Source organism: Microbispora sp. H10836 (assembly GCF_012999525.1).
GTDB lineage: Bacteria > Actinomycetota > Actinomycetes > Streptosporangiales > Streptosporangiaceae > Microbispora.
Window position 1 is genome coordinate 118,924 of record NZ_JABBWU010000011.1, and the last position, 15,059, is coordinate 133,982.

The 15,059-nt window shown below is 72.6% G+C and carries 13 protein-coding genes; 8 read left to right on the forward strand and 5 right to left on the reverse strand.

Annotated features, from left to right (window positions below; genetic code table 11):
- Positions 1 to 15: 15 nt before the first annotated feature.
- The 4 genes from HHX30_RS21075 (at position 16) to HHX30_RS21090 (ending at position 5,553) form a co-directional block, all read left to right on the forward strand.
- Complete coding sequence (locus HHX30_RS21075) at positions 16 to 2,412, forward strand: glycosyl hydrolase 2 galactose-binding domain-containing protein (protein WP_169983684.1); 2,397 nt, start codon at positions 16 to 18, stop codon at positions 2,410 to 2,412.
- Between the two features lie 36 nt (positions 2,413 to 2,448).
- Positions 2,449 to 3,558 carry a mannose-6-phosphate isomerase, class I gene (manA, locus tag HHX30_RS21080; RefSeq protein ID WP_169983685.1) on the forward strand — a complete coding sequence of 370 codons (1,110 nt, stop codon included), beginning with the start codon at positions 2,449 to 2,451 and terminating at the stop codon, positions 3,556 to 3,558.
- Positions 3,559 to 3,655: 97 nt separating this feature from the next.
- A complete protein-coding gene (locus HHX30_RS21085) occupies positions 3,656 to 4,714 on the forward strand; it encodes a polysaccharide deacetylase family protein (protein ID WP_169983686.1) in 1,059 nt (352 codons plus the stop codon).
- Positions 4,715 to 4,767: 53 nt separating this feature from the next.
- Positions 4,768 to 5,553: a CPBP family intramembrane glutamic endopeptidase gene (locus HHX30_RS21090; RefSeq protein WP_169983687.1), complete on the forward strand. Its 786-nt coding sequence runs from the start codon at positions 4,768 to 4,770 to the stop codon at positions 5,551 to 5,553.
- A gap of 510 nt (positions 5,554 to 6,063) precedes the next feature.
- On the opposite strand, the gene HHX30_RS21095 is transcribed toward HHX30_RS21090, so the two are convergent.
- On the reverse strand, positions 6,064 to 6,780 hold the full coding sequence (locus tag HHX30_RS21095; protein WP_169983688.1) for a maleylpyruvate isomerase family mycothiol-dependent enzyme: 717 nt from the start codon (positions 6,778 to 6,780) through the stop codon (positions 6,064 to 6,066).
- A 222-nt stretch (positions 6,781 to 7,002) separates the two neighbouring features.
- On the opposite strand from HHX30_RS21095, the gene HHX30_RS21100 reads away from it, so the two are divergent.
- A complete protein-coding gene (locus HHX30_RS21100) occupies positions 7,003 to 7,935 on the forward strand; it encodes a hypothetical protein (RefSeq protein ID WP_169983689.1) in 933 nt (310 codons plus the stop codon).
- 4 nt (positions 7,936 to 7,939) lie between these two features.
- On the opposite strand, the gene HHX30_RS21105 is transcribed toward HHX30_RS21100, so the two are convergent.
- A complete protein-coding gene (locus tag HHX30_RS21105; protein ID WP_169983690.1) occupies positions 7,940 to 8,722 on the reverse strand; it encodes an ABC transporter permease in 783 nt (260 codons plus the stop codon).
- A complete protein-coding gene (locus tag HHX30_RS21110; RefSeq protein WP_169983691.1) occupies positions 8,719 to 9,615 on the reverse strand; it encodes an ABC transporter ATP-binding protein in 897 nt (298 codons plus the stop codon). Before HHX30_RS21110 ends, HHX30_RS21105 begins: the two co-directional genes overlap by 4 nt.
- Positions 9,616 to 9,746: 131 nt before the next feature.
- Here HHX30_RS21110 and HHX30_RS42770 point away from each other — a divergent pair, with 131 nt between their 5' ends.
- The 3 genes from HHX30_RS42770 to HHX30_RS43325 are packed head-to-tail and all read left to right on the forward strand — an operon-like array spanning position 9,747 to position 13,033.
- A complete protein-coding gene (locus HHX30_RS42770; RefSeq protein WP_169983692.1) occupies positions 9,747 to 10,907 on the forward strand; it encodes a sensor histidine kinase in 1,161 nt (386 codons plus the stop codon).
- Positions 10,904 to 11,608 carry a response regulator transcription factor gene (locus tag HHX30_RS21120; protein WP_169983693.1) on the forward strand — a complete coding sequence of 235 codons (705 nt, stop codon included), beginning with the start codon at positions 10,904 to 10,906 and terminating at the stop codon, positions 11,606 to 11,608. The genes HHX30_RS42770 and HHX30_RS21120 overlap by 4 nt, the downstream gene beginning before the upstream one ends.
- Before the next feature lie 12 nt (positions 11,609 to 11,620).
- Positions 11,621 to 13,033: an NAD(P)/FAD-dependent oxidoreductase gene (locus tag HHX30_RS43325; RefSeq protein ID WP_311922666.1), complete on the forward strand. Its 1,413-nt coding sequence runs from the start codon at positions 11,621 to 11,623 to the stop codon at positions 13,031 to 13,033.
- A gap of 24 nt (positions 13,034 to 13,057) precedes the next feature.
- Here HHX30_RS43325 and HHX30_RS21130 read toward each other — a convergent pair whose 3' ends face one another.
- Together HHX30_RS21130 and HHX30_RS21135 are read right to left on the reverse strand one after the other, a co-directional pair.
- Positions 13,058 to 13,756: a response regulator transcription factor gene (locus tag HHX30_RS21130; RefSeq protein ID WP_169983694.1), complete on the reverse strand. Its 699-nt coding sequence runs from the start codon at positions 13,754 to 13,756 to the stop codon at positions 13,058 to 13,060.
- Entirely contained in the window at positions 13,753 to 14,985 is a 1,233-nt protein-coding gene (locus HHX30_RS21135; RefSeq protein ID WP_169983695.1) for a sensor histidine kinase, read from the reverse strand. Before HHX30_RS21135 ends, HHX30_RS21130 begins: the two co-directional genes overlap by 4 nt.
- Positions 14,986 to 15,059: the final 74 nt, after the last annotated feature.

Genomic DNA, 15,059 nt, shown 5'->3' on the forward strand with positions numbered 1-15,059 from the left:
CGCGAAGGAGCAAGCGTGAGCTCGTACCGTCCCCTGCGCGACGGGTGGACCGTCACCGCAGTGTCGTCGACCGGGCAGCTCCGGCCGGTGGTCGCGGGCCTGCCCGCGATCGTTCCCGGTTGCGTCCACACCGACCTCCTGGCCGCCGGGCTGATCGAGGACCCGTACCTGGACGACAACGAGGACCGGCTGACCTGGATCGGCCGCACGGCATGGGCGTACGAGACCACCTTCACGTGGGATTCAGCGGGGGACGGCACCGAGGACGACCGGGCGGACCTCGTTTGCGAGGGGCTCGACACGGCCGCCACGATCGTGCTCAACGGCATCGAGATCGGCACGACGGCCGACATGCACCGGTCGTACCGCTTCTCCGTACGGCACCTGCTGCGTGCGGGCGAGAACACGCTGAAGATCCTGTTCGACCCGCCGTACGGGTACGCGGAGACGCAGAAGGCGGCCCTCGGCGACCGCCCCGGCGCGTACGCCGAGCCGTACCAGTTCATCAGGAAGATGGCCTGCAACTTCGGCTGGGACTGGGGACCGACGCTGGTCACGGCCGGGATCTGGCGGCCCATCGGCATCGAGACCTGGAGCACCGCCCGCCTGGCCGAGGTGCGTCCGCTCGTCCACGGAGACGGCAGGGTCGAGGTGCACGTGGCGGTCGAGCGCGCCGCCGAGCGGCCGCTCACGCTCACGGCCTCGGCGGGGGGCGTGACCGGGACCGTCACCGTCGGCGCCGGGCAGCGCCGGGCCGTCGTCACGCTGACCGTGCCCGACCCGGAGCTGTGGTGGCCGCGCGGGTACGGCGAGCAGCCGTTGTACGACCTGACCGTCCGGCTCGACGACCACGAATGGACCGGCCGGATCGGCTTTCGCTCCGTCGAACTCGACCGCACGGACGACGCGTTCACGTTCGTCGTCAACGGCACGCCGGTCTTCGTCAAGGGCTTCAACTGGATCCCCGACGACTGCTTCCCCTCCCGCATCACCCGCGAGCGCCTCGCCGAGCGGTTCGCCCAGGCGGCCGCCGCGGGCGCCAACTGCCTGCGGGTGTGGGGCGGCGGGATGTACGAGAGCGAGGACTTCTACGACCTCGCCGACGAGATGGGCCTGCTCGTCTGGCAGGACTTCCCGTTCGCCTGCGCGGCCTACCCGGAGGAGGGCCGCTTCGCGGCGGAGGTCGAGGCCGAGGCCCGCGAGCACGTCGCCCGCCTGACCCGCCACGCCAGTCTCGTCCTGTGGTGCGGCAACAACGAGAACATCGAGGGCCACGCCGACTGGGGCTGGCAGGAGACGCTGGAGGGCCGCAGCTGGGGCGCCGGCTTCTACTACGACGTGCTGCCCCGGGTCGTGGCCGAGCTCGACCCGACCCGGCCCTACTGGCCGGGCAGTCCGTACTCCGGGGCGCCCGACCTGCCGCCGAACGACCCGTCGAAGGGCACCGTCCACATCTGGACCGTCTGGAACACCCACGACTACACGCACTACGGGACCTACACGCCGAGATTCGTGGCCGAGTTCGGCTTCCAGGGCCCGCCGACGTACGCCACGCTGCGCGCCGCGGTCTCCGACGACCCGCTGACGCCGGTCTCCCCGGGCGTGACCCACCACCAGAAGGCGATCGACGGCAACCTCAAGCTGCTGCGCGGCCTCGGCGAGCATCTGCCGCAGCCGGACGGGTTCGACGACTGGCACTACTACACGCAGGTCAACCAGGCCAGGGCGATGGCGTTCGGCATCGAGCGGTTCCGGGCGCTCGCGCCGTACTGCATGGGCACGATCGCGTGGCAGCTCAACGACTGCTGGCCGGTCACCTCCTGGGCCGCGGTGGACGGCGGCGGGCGGCGCAAGCCGCTGTGGTACGCGCTGCGCCGGGTGTACGCCGACCGGTTGCTGACCTTCCAGGGCGACGCGGTGGCGGTGGTGAACGACACCGGCGAGCCGTGGTCGGGCGAGCTCGCCGTCGAACGGCTCAGCCTGGCGGGGGACATCCTGGCCAAGGAGCGCTTCGACGTGGCGGTCCCGGCGCGCGGCACGGCGTCCGTGGAGCTGCCCGAAGGGGTGGCGCGGGCCGGGAATCCGGCGGGTGAGGTGCTGGTCGCGACCCTAGGCGACGCCCGCGCGCTGCGGTTCCCCCGCGAGGACCCGGCCATGGACTACCCTCCGGCGGAGATGGACACGGTGGTCGAGGAGTTCGAGGGCGGGCTGCGGGTGCGCGTGACGGCGCGGACGATCGTGCGCGAGCTGGCGCTCTTCCCCGACCGGCTCGATCCCCGCGCGACCGTGGACGACCAGCTCGTCACGCTGCTGCCGGGGGAGACCGCGGTCTTCCACGTCACCGGCGGCAGTCCCGACCCCGGCGCGCTCGTACGTCACCCGGTGCTCCGATGCGTCAACGAACCCCGTTAGTCTCGGAACTCCCCCTTTGACGCCCGAAGGACGCACGTGGACCTGCTCACCAACCCCATAAAGGACTACCCCTGGGGCTCCCGTACGGCCATCGCCGAGCTGACCGGGCGGCCCGCCTCGGGGCCGGAGGCCGAGATGTGGCTGGGTGCTCACCCGGCCGCGTCCTCCCGGCTGACCAGGAACGGGGCCGAGATCACGCTCGCCGACGCGGTCGCCGCCGACCCCGTGGGGACCCTCGGCGAGGCGGTCGCCGGGCGGTTCGGGCAGCGGCTGCCGTACCTGATGAAGGTGATCGCGGTGGACGCGCCGCTGTCGCTGCAGGTCCACCCCGACGCCGATCAGGCCGCCGCGGGCCACGCCCGGGGCGACGCGAACTACACCGACCCCTGGCACAAGCCGGAGCTGGTCTGCGCGCTCACGCCGTTCACCGGGCTGGCCGGGTTCCGGCCGCCGGAGCAGGCGTCGATGCTGGTCGAGCGGCTGCACGTGAACGCGTTGCAGCCGGTGGTCGCGGCGCTGCGCGACGGCGACGTGCTCGCCGCGCTGCGGGCGCTGCTCGAGTGGCCCGGCTCCCGGCGGGAGCTGGTCGAGTCGGTGGTGTGGGCGGCCTCCGCCTGCCACACGCCCGACTACGCGCTCGTGGTGCGGCTGGCGCGGCGTTACCCGGAGGACCCGGCCGTGCTGGCGCCGTTGCTGATGCGCCGCCACACGCTGGCCCCCGGCGAGGCGCTGTTCCTCGGGGCCGGGGTGCTGCACTGCTACCTCGACGGCCTCGCCGTGGAGATCATGGCCTGCTCCGACAACGTGCTGCGGGCGGGCCTGACCGGCAAGCACATCGACGTGGAGGAACTGCTGCGGATCACCGACGCCGCGGCGCAGCCCCTGGCGGTGGAGCCGGTCGGCGGTGCGTACGTGCCGCCCGTCCCGGAGTTCCTGCTCCGCAGGGTCGAGTCCGGCGCGGTGGAGGTGCTCCCCGGGGGTCTTCCCCGGATCGTGCTGTGCACCGAAGGCGTCGTCAACGTGCGTACGGCCTCCGGCTCGGAGGTGAAGCTGCGTTCCGGCGAGTCGGTGTTCGCCGACGCGTCCGAGGGCCCGGCCGAGATCGGCGGCGACGGCGTCGCCTTCTGCGCGCAGCCCCAGATATGACGTACTTAGCGTGATGTTTGTCCTACTCGGCGTGACGTGAAGACGTCGCGCGGGTAGGAGCCCCTCATCGTCAAGCGCGGCCCGACGAGGGGGATCCATGGGGCGCTTCAGGGTTGCCGGCATCGCCGTGGTGTCGTTGGGGGCGGTGGCGCTCTCCGCCTGCGCGGCCGGCGGGGGCAAGCACGCCACACAGGCGAGCCCGGCCGGCCACCGGCAGAACAGAGCGGCCGCCGATGCGACGCTTCGCAAGTCCGAGACGGCCGCCGCCGCCCAGGCGAAGGCCAACGAGCTGGGGCAGATTCCGGTGATCATGTATCACCGGATCGTCAACAACCCGCCGCCGGGCGACGACCGCAGTCCGAAGGACTTCCGCGACGAGCTGGAGCGGCTGGCGGCGGAGGACTACGTGCCGGTCACCGCGGCCGAGTACGTCACCGGGAAGATCGACATCCCGGCGGGCAAGCACCCGGTGGTGCTGACCTTCGACGACTCCTCGCCCGCCCAGCTCACGCTCGACGGCATGGGCAACCCGTCGCCGGACTGCGCGGTCGGCATCCTGATGGACGTCGCGAAGAAGCATCCGGGCTTCCGGCCGGTGGCGACCATGTATGTGATCAAGGACCTGTTCGGCAAGGCCCGCCAGGAGGAGCAGATCCAGGTCCTGCAGTGGCTCAAGGACCACAACTTCGACATCGGCAACCACACCCGCAACCACCTCAACCTGCTGGGCAAGCCGAAGGACCAGGTGGAGAAGGAGATCGCGGCCGGGCAGACGCTGATCACCTCGTTGGTCAAGACGCCGCCGGTCACGCTCGCCCTGCCGTACGGCAACCAGCCGCACGAGAAGAAGTGGGCGCTGCAGGGGGCGTCCGGTGGCACCCGTTACGACTACAAGGGCGTGTTCCTCGCGGGCTACACGCCGGCGCCGTCGCCGTTCACCAAGGACTTCGACCCGGTGGGCATCCCACGGATCAGGTCGAAGGAGAACAAGGTGGGCGACTGTAAGAAGTTCTGCTCGATGGCGTGGCTCGACTGGCTCAAGGCCAACCCTACGGACCGCTACACCTCGGACGGCAACCCCAACACGGTGGCCTTCCCGAAGTTCAAGGCGGCGTTCGTCGCACCGTCGTTCACGTCCCGTGCGCTGCCGTACTGATGGGGCGGGCCTGACGGGACGGGTGAGCGTGCGGGGGCGGCTACCCTGCCAGCATGGACGACGCCACCGCCGACGCCACCGCCCTGCGCGGTCTCACGCCGCGGCTGATCGGCCCGGAGATCATCGCGGTCTTCGCGGTCTCGCTCGGCGCCAGTGCCCTGCTGTCGCTCATCCGCCTCGTCGGCGCACTGACCGCGCCGAAGGACCTGGGCGACCAGCACGCCGTGCTCGTCGGCTCGCTGGCCCCGGGCCGCCCGTGGCTGGATCTCACGCTGCACCTCGCGGGGATCGCGGTGAACGTGGCGCCGGTGGGGCTCGTCGCCTACCTGCTGGCCCGATCGGGCGAGTCCATGCGCACGATCGGGGCCGACTGGCGCGAGCCCGGCCGCGACACGCTGCGCGGCGCCGTGCTGGCGGCGGCGATCGGCGGCACCGGTCTGGTGTTCTACCTGTTCGCCTTCCGCTCCGGGATCAACCTGAACGTCGTGCCCGACAGCCTGCCGGACACCTGGTGGCGGATCCCGGTCCTCGTCGCCGAGGCCGCCCAGAACGGCGTGCTGGAGGAGGTGCTGGTCGCCGGGTATCTGCTGCACCGGCTGGGGCAGCGCGGCTGGTCGCCGTGGCGCGCGGTCGGGGCGTCGGCCGTCCTGCGCGGGTCCTACCACCTCTACCAGGGCTTCGGCGGCTTCGTCGGCAACATCGCGATGGGCGTGGTCTTCGGCCGGCTCTACCAGCGCTGGGGCCGGACCATGCCGCTGATCGCCGCGCACACGCTGATCGACGTGGTCGCCTTCGTCGGGTACGGACTGCTGCGCGGCCGCGTCTCCTGGCTGCCCTGATCTCCTGTCTAATCGGGCGGAATGCGTTCTCTCCGGCGTGCCTGATTGATTTGGGCCCGATCCCGGTGCATCGTTGACGGGCCGCCGCACGTCTGGATCCCCCCGGGCAAAACCGGCCTGTCCTGGCCGCATTTTTCATTCGGGGAATTCGCATGAGGCGTTTATCGACACGCATTCCATATCCGGCGCGCCGGCGCGCCGCCGTCGACCGCCGGCCAGGGGGGCCCACCCGGCCGCCCGGCCGCAGACGTCCGGTCAGCCCGCCGTACCGATGCCGCGTGGGCGGCGGGGCGGGCATCCACGGCTCCGCCGTACCGGCCGGCGCGATCGTCGTGACCGTCCGCACGATCACGCTCGTACGGCCCGCTCCCGGGCGCACCCGGTTGTGGGCGGCGGTCCCGCCGAGGCGGGAGACGAGCGGCTTATTACCACCGGTGCCGAGGGCACGGTCCGATCCCTTATGTCCCGCACGCCGGGCGCCCGCGGGGGCGCCCGGCGTCTCCTCGTCGCTCAGGCGAGGCAGCGCAGGGCGCCGCGGACGCGGGCGTCGAGAGGATGCCCGGCGGGCAGACGGCCGACGGTCGCCTCGACGAACTCCTCGGGGGACAGGTCGGCGGTCAGGCCGCCGTCCACCTGCACCTGAACCCGGCCGCATGCGCGTTCGACCCGCGCCTTGGGCCCCTGCTTCTCCAGTACGGACACGCCGACGTGGACCCGCCAGTCGAGGCGGTCGCCGGCCTCGTCCTGTGTCACCGGCGCCCCGACGTCGTCGGCGTGCGTGGCGTACTCCGAGTCGTAGTGGAAGGTCTGCAGGCCCGCCGGGTAGGGGCCGGCCGACGTGTGGAGCGTGCCGTCGCGGCCGAGGGCGCGCATGCGCGCGCGGGTCTCCCTGTTCCTGGTCCGCCACTCGTCGAGCACCTGCTCCACCGGCAGGGTGCGCCGCTTGCGCACGCACCACTCGTTGAAGCCGTCGAAGCCGCCGCGCACGCCCTCGTGGTCGAGCAGCTCGAAGAACCCGTCGATGTCGTCGTCCAGGCACGCGTGGTTGTACAACTCCTCGCCGGCCAGGTGCGCGAGCACGTCACGTACCGTCCAGCCGTCACACCGGGAGGGGCGGCTCCACCCGTCGTCGTCGAGGGAGGAGAAGAAGCGCTCCAGCCGTGCCGCCTCGGTGTCGAAGATGTCGAAGGGGTCGAGCCCCGCCAGTTCGTCCCGTGCTGAGGTCATGCCTGAGCCGTACCCGGAGGGGGTCAGCCCTCACTTGGGCGGTGTCGGGACATTTCCCGCAGAAAGCGGACATTCAAACGGGCAGCGGCCCCAACAAAGCGCAGGGGAAGGGAAAAACCGGCCCTTGGCCCGTTTGTCCGATGATCGACGTGGAAACCCCGAGATCGGTAAGCACGGCGCTTGTTCCGTGATTGTGCTGCGGTAGTTCTAGGGGGAAACGAAATGGCAAAAAGCACGAGCGTCGCCGGGATCCTCGCGATCGGCGCCGTCATCGCCGGGGGCGCCGTGATCGCGGGGGCTCCTCTCGTCGCCACACCGGCGGGGGCCGCCACGCTGCCCACCACGATGTCCGCCACGATGTCCGCCACGATGTCCGCACAGCACAGCCTCGTCCGGTTCGGCCATCCGCACGCACGGGGGCAGCGCAACCGCCAGAAGAACGGGCACCGGCACAACCAGCGGCTGCGGGAGCAGCAGCGCCAGCACCAGTTCCTGATGCGTGACCTCACGCTGGTCCTCGTCCCCTACCAGAAGGAGACGACGGACGCGCAGGCGTTGCCGTACAACTGGCAGAACGACAGCACCGTCGCGCAGCAGTACGGCAACCAGGACCGGCTGTACACGCAGGAGAACGCGCCCGAGGCGGTCGAGATCAACCGCGACGGCGAGGAGCACAACAGCAAGACGACGGCCTCCCCGCGGGTGGACGAGCACGAGACCGAAGTGGATCGGTCCGTCGAGGTGAAGGGCGACGAGAAGGGCAAGGAGGAGGGCAAGGCGGGCGGCAAGGCGAAGCCGGACGCTCCGTCGCCCCGGCCACAGGTGGACCCCGTCACGCGGCCCGCCACCTCCACGCCGCAGCCGGCCGCGGCACCGGTCGTCAAGCCCGTGGCGAAGCCGGTTGAGAAGCCCGTGCCGCAGCCGGTCGTCAAGCCCGTGGTGAAGCCGGTTGAGAAGCCCGTGCCGCAGCCGGTCGTCAAGCCCGCGGCGTGCGCTCCCGCCTGCACGCCCACTCTCACCCTGCCCCTGACCCTTTCGCTCACGGCCGCGGTGTCCCTCGACGCGAAGCCGGAGGCCGCCCCCACCGGGGCGACCACCGGGGCGACCACCGGGGCCGCCACCGACGCCGCCTGCCTGCCGCAGACCGCCTCCTGAGCCGTCAGGCGTCCCTGCGGGCCAGCAGGACGGCGGCCACCGCGTACGGCACCGCCACCCAGGCGACCATCGCCGCGAGCGCGGCGGGTGGCGACAGCAGCGCGCCGCCGACCGACTGGGGGTTGCCGGTGCCGGCCAGCTGGCCCGCCAGGGCGCCCGGCAGGATCGAGCCGACACGCTCGTTCCAGGGCGCCGGCAGGTTGAAGCCGATGATGGGCAGCACGTACCAGACCGCCACGAGGGTGGCGACGGCGGCGACGGCGGAGCGCGTGAGCGCGGCCAGGCACAGTCCGAGGAGCGCGAACATCGCGATGGACAGGCTCATCGCCAGGAAGAGCGGCAGTTGCCCGCTCAGCGCCTCCGCCGACTGCCCGCGAACGGGCCGGTCACCGATGATGAGCCGCCCGGCGGCGTACGTCGCGAGCACGGCCGCGAGGCCCGTGCAGAAGGCGACGACCGCGACGACGACCGCCTTGGCGGCGAGCACCCGGCCGCGTGACGGCAGCACGGTGAACGTGGTGCGGATCATCCCGGTGCCGAACTCGCCGGAGAAGGCGAGGACGCCCAGCACGGCCAGGCACAGCGAGGCGAGCGTGTGCGTCACCTCGGGCAGCGACGACACCTCGAGGTGGTCGCGCCGACCGGGCGGCAGGCCGTCCCACAGGTGGGCGGCGTACCAGGCCAGCAGGGCCATGAGACCGACGACGACGGCGACGACGGCGAGAACCACGGAGGTGGATCGGACAGTGCGGAGCTTGAGCCATTCGGCGGCGAGAGCGTCGATCACCGGTTCGCCTCCTCCGCTGTGAGCTCAGCCGTGAGCCGCATGTAGGTCTCCTCCAGGGAGGCGCCGCGCGGGGTGACCTCGTGGAGAGGGATCGCGTGCCGGGCGGCGAGGTCGCCGATCTCCACCGGGTCGAGGCCGCGCACCGACAGGCCCCCGCCGTCCTCGGCCGCGACCGTCCCGCCCGCGGCCGACAGCGCCGTGGCGAGGTCCGCGGCGCGGCTGCTGCGGACGAAGACGTCCCGTACGGCGGTCAGCTCCCGCATCGAGGTGTCCGTGATGAGGCGCCCGCGTCCGATGACGACCAGATGGTCGGCGGTGAGCTCCATCTCGCTCATCAGGTGACTCGACAGGAGCACCGTCCGCCCCTCCGCGGCGAGGCCGCGGAGCAGTTCGCGGATCCAGCGCACGCCGTCCGGGTCGAGGCCGTTGACCGGCTCGTCCAGCAGCAGCACTCCGGGGTCGCCGAGGAGCGCGGCGGCGATCCCGAGGCGCTGCCGCATGCCGAGCGAGAAGCCCCGGATCCGCCTGCGTGCCACTCCGGCCAGCCCCACCTGCTCGATGACGGACACGACCCGGTCCTGGCCGATGCGGTTGGCGCGGGCCATCCAGCTCAGGTGCCCCAGGGGCGTACGGCCGCCCTGGACGGCGCCGGCGTCCAGGAGCGCGCCCACCTCCCGCATCGGGTGACGGAGGCGGTCGTAGCGGCGGCCATCCACCAGCGCCTCGCCACTCGCCGGGCGGTCCAGGCCGAGGATCACCCGCATGGTGGTGGACTTGCCCGCGCCGTTCGGCCCGAGGAACCCGGTGACCCGGCCTGGTTTCACGTGGAACGTCAGCCCGTCCACGGCGACCGTGCGCCCGAAGCGCTTGGTCAGCTCTCTGACTTCGATCATCTCCCGACGGTCTCGCGGAGCCCCCGCTCTTCGCGTCGGAGCGGCGTGCGATCCGCGGGACGTGTCTCAGACCGTGGCATGACAGACCGGGGCAGGAGGCGAGCGTGCGCACGTATGGCTAGCGTGGGCGCGTGGACGATCCGGACGTGCGGCCGTTGTTCCCCCGGCCGCTGCGCCCCCGTGAGCTGGTCGCGCTCGACGTGCTGGCCGGGCTGGGCTACGCGTTCGTGCTGGTCGTCAACCCTCCAGGTGTGCACCACCCGGCGGCCTGGGCCCTGATCGCCGCGATGACGCTGCCGCTCGCGGCGAGGCGGCGGTGGCCGCTGCCGATCTTCTGCGTCGTCGCGGCCGCGTCCGTGGCGGCCATGGCACTCGGCGTCGTGCGGGAACCGCTGGCCGCCGCGGCGTACGCGCTCTATCCGGTCGCGCTCACGACGCGGCGGCGCCGGTGGGAACCGACGGCGGCGATCGGCGTGCTGACCGCCGGGGCGCTGCTGCTCGCGGCGTTCGGCGGCGTGTCGGCCGAGCCCGAGGTCAGGCGGATCGCGGAGACCGTCGTGCTGGCCGCGCTCGCGCTGGGCGGTGCCTGGACGATCGGCCGGGCGGTGCGGGAGCGCCGGGCTTACGCCGCCCGCCTGGCCGGGCAGGCCGCCGAGCGCGCCGTCACCGAGGAGCGGCTGCGCATCGCCAGGGAGATGCACGACGTGGTCTCCCACACGCTCAGCCTCATCGGGGTCAAGGCCGGGGTCGCGGCGCATGTGGCCGACCGGCGGCCGGAGGAGGCGCTGGAGGCGCTGCGGGTCATCGAGAGCACGAGCAGGCAGGCGCTGACCGAGATGCGGCACATGCTCGGCGTCCTGCGCACCGCTCCCGGCGCTGTGTCCGAGGGCCTGTCCCCGGCGCCCGGCCTCGCGGCGCTGCCGGACGTCGCCGAGCGCGCGGCGGCCGCGGGCGTACGGGTCGACCTGGACGTCCGGGTGACGGGCGGCCTGTCCGAGGCGCTGGAGCTCGCGGTCCACCGGATCGTCCAGGAGGCCGTCACCAACGTGGTCAGGCACGCGGCCCCGGCCCGGTGCCGGGTCCGGGTGGACGAGGAGGAGGGACGGCTGCGCGTCGAGGTGACCGACGACGGGCCAGGCCGCCGGGTCCTGCCCCCCGGCCCGCCCGGACACGGTGTGATCGGCATGCGTGAGCGCGTCACGGCGCACGGCGGGGACTTCACGGCCGGTCCGCTGCCCGGCGGTGGTTTCCGCGTGCGCGCCCGCCTGCCGCTGCGGGGGGAGGGGAGGTGAACGAGCCGGGTCCGATCCGGGTGCTGCTCGCCGACGACCAAGAACTGCTGCGCGGCAGCCTGCGCCTGCTGGTCGACAGCACGCCGGGACTGGTGGCGGTCGGAGAGGCCGGCACCGGGACGCGGGCCGTCGAACTGGCCCGCACGGAGCGCCCCGACGTCGTGCTGATGGACGTGCGCATGCCCGGCATGGACGGCATCGAGGCGACCCGGCGCATCTGCGCCGAACGCCTCGGCACCAGGGTGCTGATCCTCACCACGTTCGACCTCGACGAGTACGTCTACGCGGGGCTGCGAGCCGGGGCGAGCGGGTTCCTGCTGAAGAACACCCCGCCCGCCGACCTGCTGGCCGCGATCCGCGTCATCGCCGCGGGGGAGGGACTGCTGGCGCCGAGCGTCACGAGGCGGCTGATCGCCCAGTTCGCCCAGTCGACACAGTTCGCCTGCGGCCCGGCCGCTGCCCCGAACCGGGCGGCCACGGGACCGCTCGACGGGCTGACCGGCCGTGAGCGGGAGGTGCTCACCCTCGTCGCACGCGGCCTGTCCAACCTGGAGATCGCCGCGAACCTGCACGTCAGCACCGCCACCGTGAAGACCCACATCGGCCACCTGCTCGCCAAGCTCGGCGCGCGGGACCGGGCCCAGCTGGTCATCGCCGCCTACGAAGGGGGGCTCGTCTCCACCTCACGGCCGCAGGGGTGACAGGGTGGAGCCGTGGACGTCTTCGATGTGATCGTGGTGGGTGCGGGCTCGACGGGTGAGGTCGCCGCGGGACGGGTGGCCGCCTCCGGCCTGAGCACCGTCATCGTGGAGAGCGAGCTGGCGGGAGGGGAGTGTTCCTACTGGGCCTGCATGCCGAGCAAGGCGCTCCTGCGGCCGGTGGACCTCGCGGGTGAGGTGGGCCGGGTCACGGGGCTGCGGCTCGGCGGCCCGATCGACGCCGCCGCGGTGCTGGCCCGGCGTGACGCCGTGGTCTCGCACTACGACGACGAGGGGCAGGTGCGCTGGCTCGAATCGGCGGGCGTGACGCTCGTACGCGGCACCGGACGGCTCACCGGCCCCCGGCGGGTCGAGGTCACGACGGCCGACGGCGGCACCCGCACGCTCGTCGCGAACCACGCCGTCATGCTGGCCGCCGGAAGCCGCCCGGTGATCCCGCCCGTGGCCGGTCTCGCCGCGGCCGGGCCGTGGACGAACCGTGAGGTCACCGGTGTGCGTGCCGTACCTGACCGGCTCGTCGTGATCGGCGGCGGCGTGGTCGCGTGCGAGATGGCCCAGGCCATGCGCGGGCTCGGCGCCAGGGAGGTCACGATGCTCGTCCGGGGCGGTCAGCTGCTCGGGCGTATGGAGCCCTTCGCCGGGGAGATGGTCGCGCGGTCGCTGGCCGACCAGGGGATCGACGTCCGCATGCACGAGAGCGCGGAGAAGGTCGAACGGCCGGAGCCGGACGGCGAGGTCACGGTGCGGCTCGCGAGCGGCGCAACGGTCACGGCCGACGAGATCCTGGTCGCGGCGGGCCGCCGGGCCGCCACGGACGACCTCGGCCTGGCCTCGGTGGGGCTGCCGGAGTCCGGCCCGATAGAGGTGGACGAGAGCATGCGGGCCGCCGGCGTGGCGGACGGCTGGCTCTACGCGATCGGGGACGTGAACGGCCTCGCGCTCCTCACGCACATGGGCAAGTACCAGGCGCGGGTGGCCGCGGACGTGATCGCCGCCCGTGCCCGCGGCGAGGCGGACGACCGGCCCGGGATGCGCGACCGCGCGGACCGCGCCGGGGTGCCGCAGGTGGTCTTCACCGATCCGCAGGTGTGCGCGGTGGGCCGCACCGAGGCGCAGGCCCGCGCGGAGGGCTTCGACGTGCGGGTGGTGGAGTACGACATGGAGCAGGTGGCCGGCGGCTACCTGCTCGGCGACGGCTATCGCGGCAGGGCCAAGGCGGTGGTCGACGAGCGCCGCCGGGTGCTGCTCGGCGTGACCTTCGTGGCCCCCGCGGCGGCCGAGCTGCTGCACGCCGCGACGATCGCGGTCACCGCGGGGGTGACCCTCGACGACCTGTGGCACGCCGTACCGGCCTACCCGACCGTCAGCGAGGTGTGGCTGCGCCTGCTTGAGGCGTACGGGCTCTAACTGGCGTCGTGGTCCGTCGCGTGGTCACCCGTCGGGGCTGACCAGTCTTGTCCGGTAGGCGATGACGACCAGCTGCGCGCGGTCACGCGCTCCCAGCTTCGTCATCGCGCGGCTGACATGGGTGCGGGCGGTGGCCGGGCTGAGGGACAGCTCGGCGCCGATCTCGTCGTTGCTCAGGCCCCGGCCCACCAGGGCCAGGACCTCCCGCTCGCGCTCGGTGAGCACCGCGAGCCGGTCCTCCGCGGCCTTGGCCGCCGTCTGTAGCGCGGTGAACCGGCCGATGAGGCGTCTGGTGATCCGCGGTGCCAGCAGGGCCTCTCCCGCGGCGATCACCCGGATGGCGTGCAGGAGCTCGGCCGGTCCGGCGTCCTTGAGCAGAAAGCCGCTGGCGCCGGCTTGCAGTGCCTCGAAAACGTGGGCGTCGGTGTCGTAGGTGGTGAGGATGAGAACCCGGACGCGCTCCAGTCCGCGTATCCGGGTGATCTCGGCCGTGGCCCGGATCCCGTCCAGCTTCGGCATGCGGATGTCCATGAGGACGACGTCGGGGCGGGTCGCGCGGGCGCGCTCGACGGCCTCGGCCCCGTTGGTCGCCTCGCCGACCACGGTGATGTCGTCTTCGAGGTCGAGCAGCAGTCTGAACCCCGATCGCACGAGCCCCTCGTCGTCGGCGAGCAGCACCTTGATCGGAGGGGAAGCCGGCGGTGACACGAATGCCGTGTTCATAGACGCGACCCGGTCGGCACGAGAGGCAGGCGGGCCGTGACCTCGAACCCTCCGCCCGGAGTCGGCTTGGCGTCGAGGTCTCCGCCGAGCAGCTGACAGCGCTCGCGCATGCCCAGAATGCCGCGGCCGGCCCCACCCGGCGTGTCCGTGCCGTCGCCGGCCGCTCGACTCGCGGAGTCGCCGCCGGACCCGGTGCGGCGGCCCTCGTCGGCCACGCGGATCTCCAGGATGTCGACGCCCGGATTCAGCGCGACCGTCACCCGGGTCGGACCGACGTGGCGGATCACATTGGTGATCGACTCCTGCAGGATCCGGTAGGCGGCACTGTCCACCGCGCTCGGCAGCGGCGTCGCGGGGGAGGGCGCTTCGAGCGTGACGTCCAGCCCGGCGTCGCGTGCCTTGGCGGTGAGTTCGCCGATCTGTTCCAGGCCGGGGTGTGGCGCGCGGCCGTCGTCGTCGTCACGGAGCACACCGAGGATGGCGCGCATCTCCCGCAGCGCCCGGGAACTGGTCTGCTCGATGGCCTGCAGCGCTGCGCGGGCCTGTTCCGGTCTCTTGTCGAGCACGTGCGCGGTGACCCCGGACTGCACGTTGATGATCGCGATGGCGTGCGCGACGGTGTCGTGGACTTCGCGGGCGATCCTGAGCCGCTCGGCGTCGACCCGCGCACGGGCTTCGTCCTCGCGGGTCCGTTCGGCCAGTTCCGCACGCGCCTCCGCTTCGGCCGCGATGACCCGCCGCGATCGCACGGACTCACCGAGAGCCACGCTCATGACCGACGCGCCGATGCGGAAGTACACCCAGCCGATGGCGGCGTGCGGCTGTATGTCGGCCGCGGCGACCAGCCACCAGACGGCGAGCACGGCGGTGCCCACGCCGGCGATAAGCAACGACCGGCGCCCGTCACCGTAAGCGGCGAGGGTGTACAGGGCGACGAAGAGCCCGAGCCAGCCGGGCCCGTCCGGGAAGTCGAGACCGTAATACACCAGGCTGGCGAGCCCGGCGATGACGAACACCGGCACCGGCCACCGGCGGCGGACGGTCAGGATCAGGCCGTTCAGCGCGAGCAGCGCGAATCCGAGGTTCCCGAGATCGGTGAGGGGACGCTGCACCACCTCGCCGGTGGTGCGGATGATCGTGCCCTGAATCTGCATCACGGTGATGAAGACCGCGAGCGACACCTCCTGCGCCGGCACAGGAAGGCGCAACGACGCGGCACGGTGCTCCATGCCGTGATCGTACTGTTCCCGTACCCGGACGACGCTCCGCCCGGACGCGCGACCTGCTACGCCGACGGACGTAG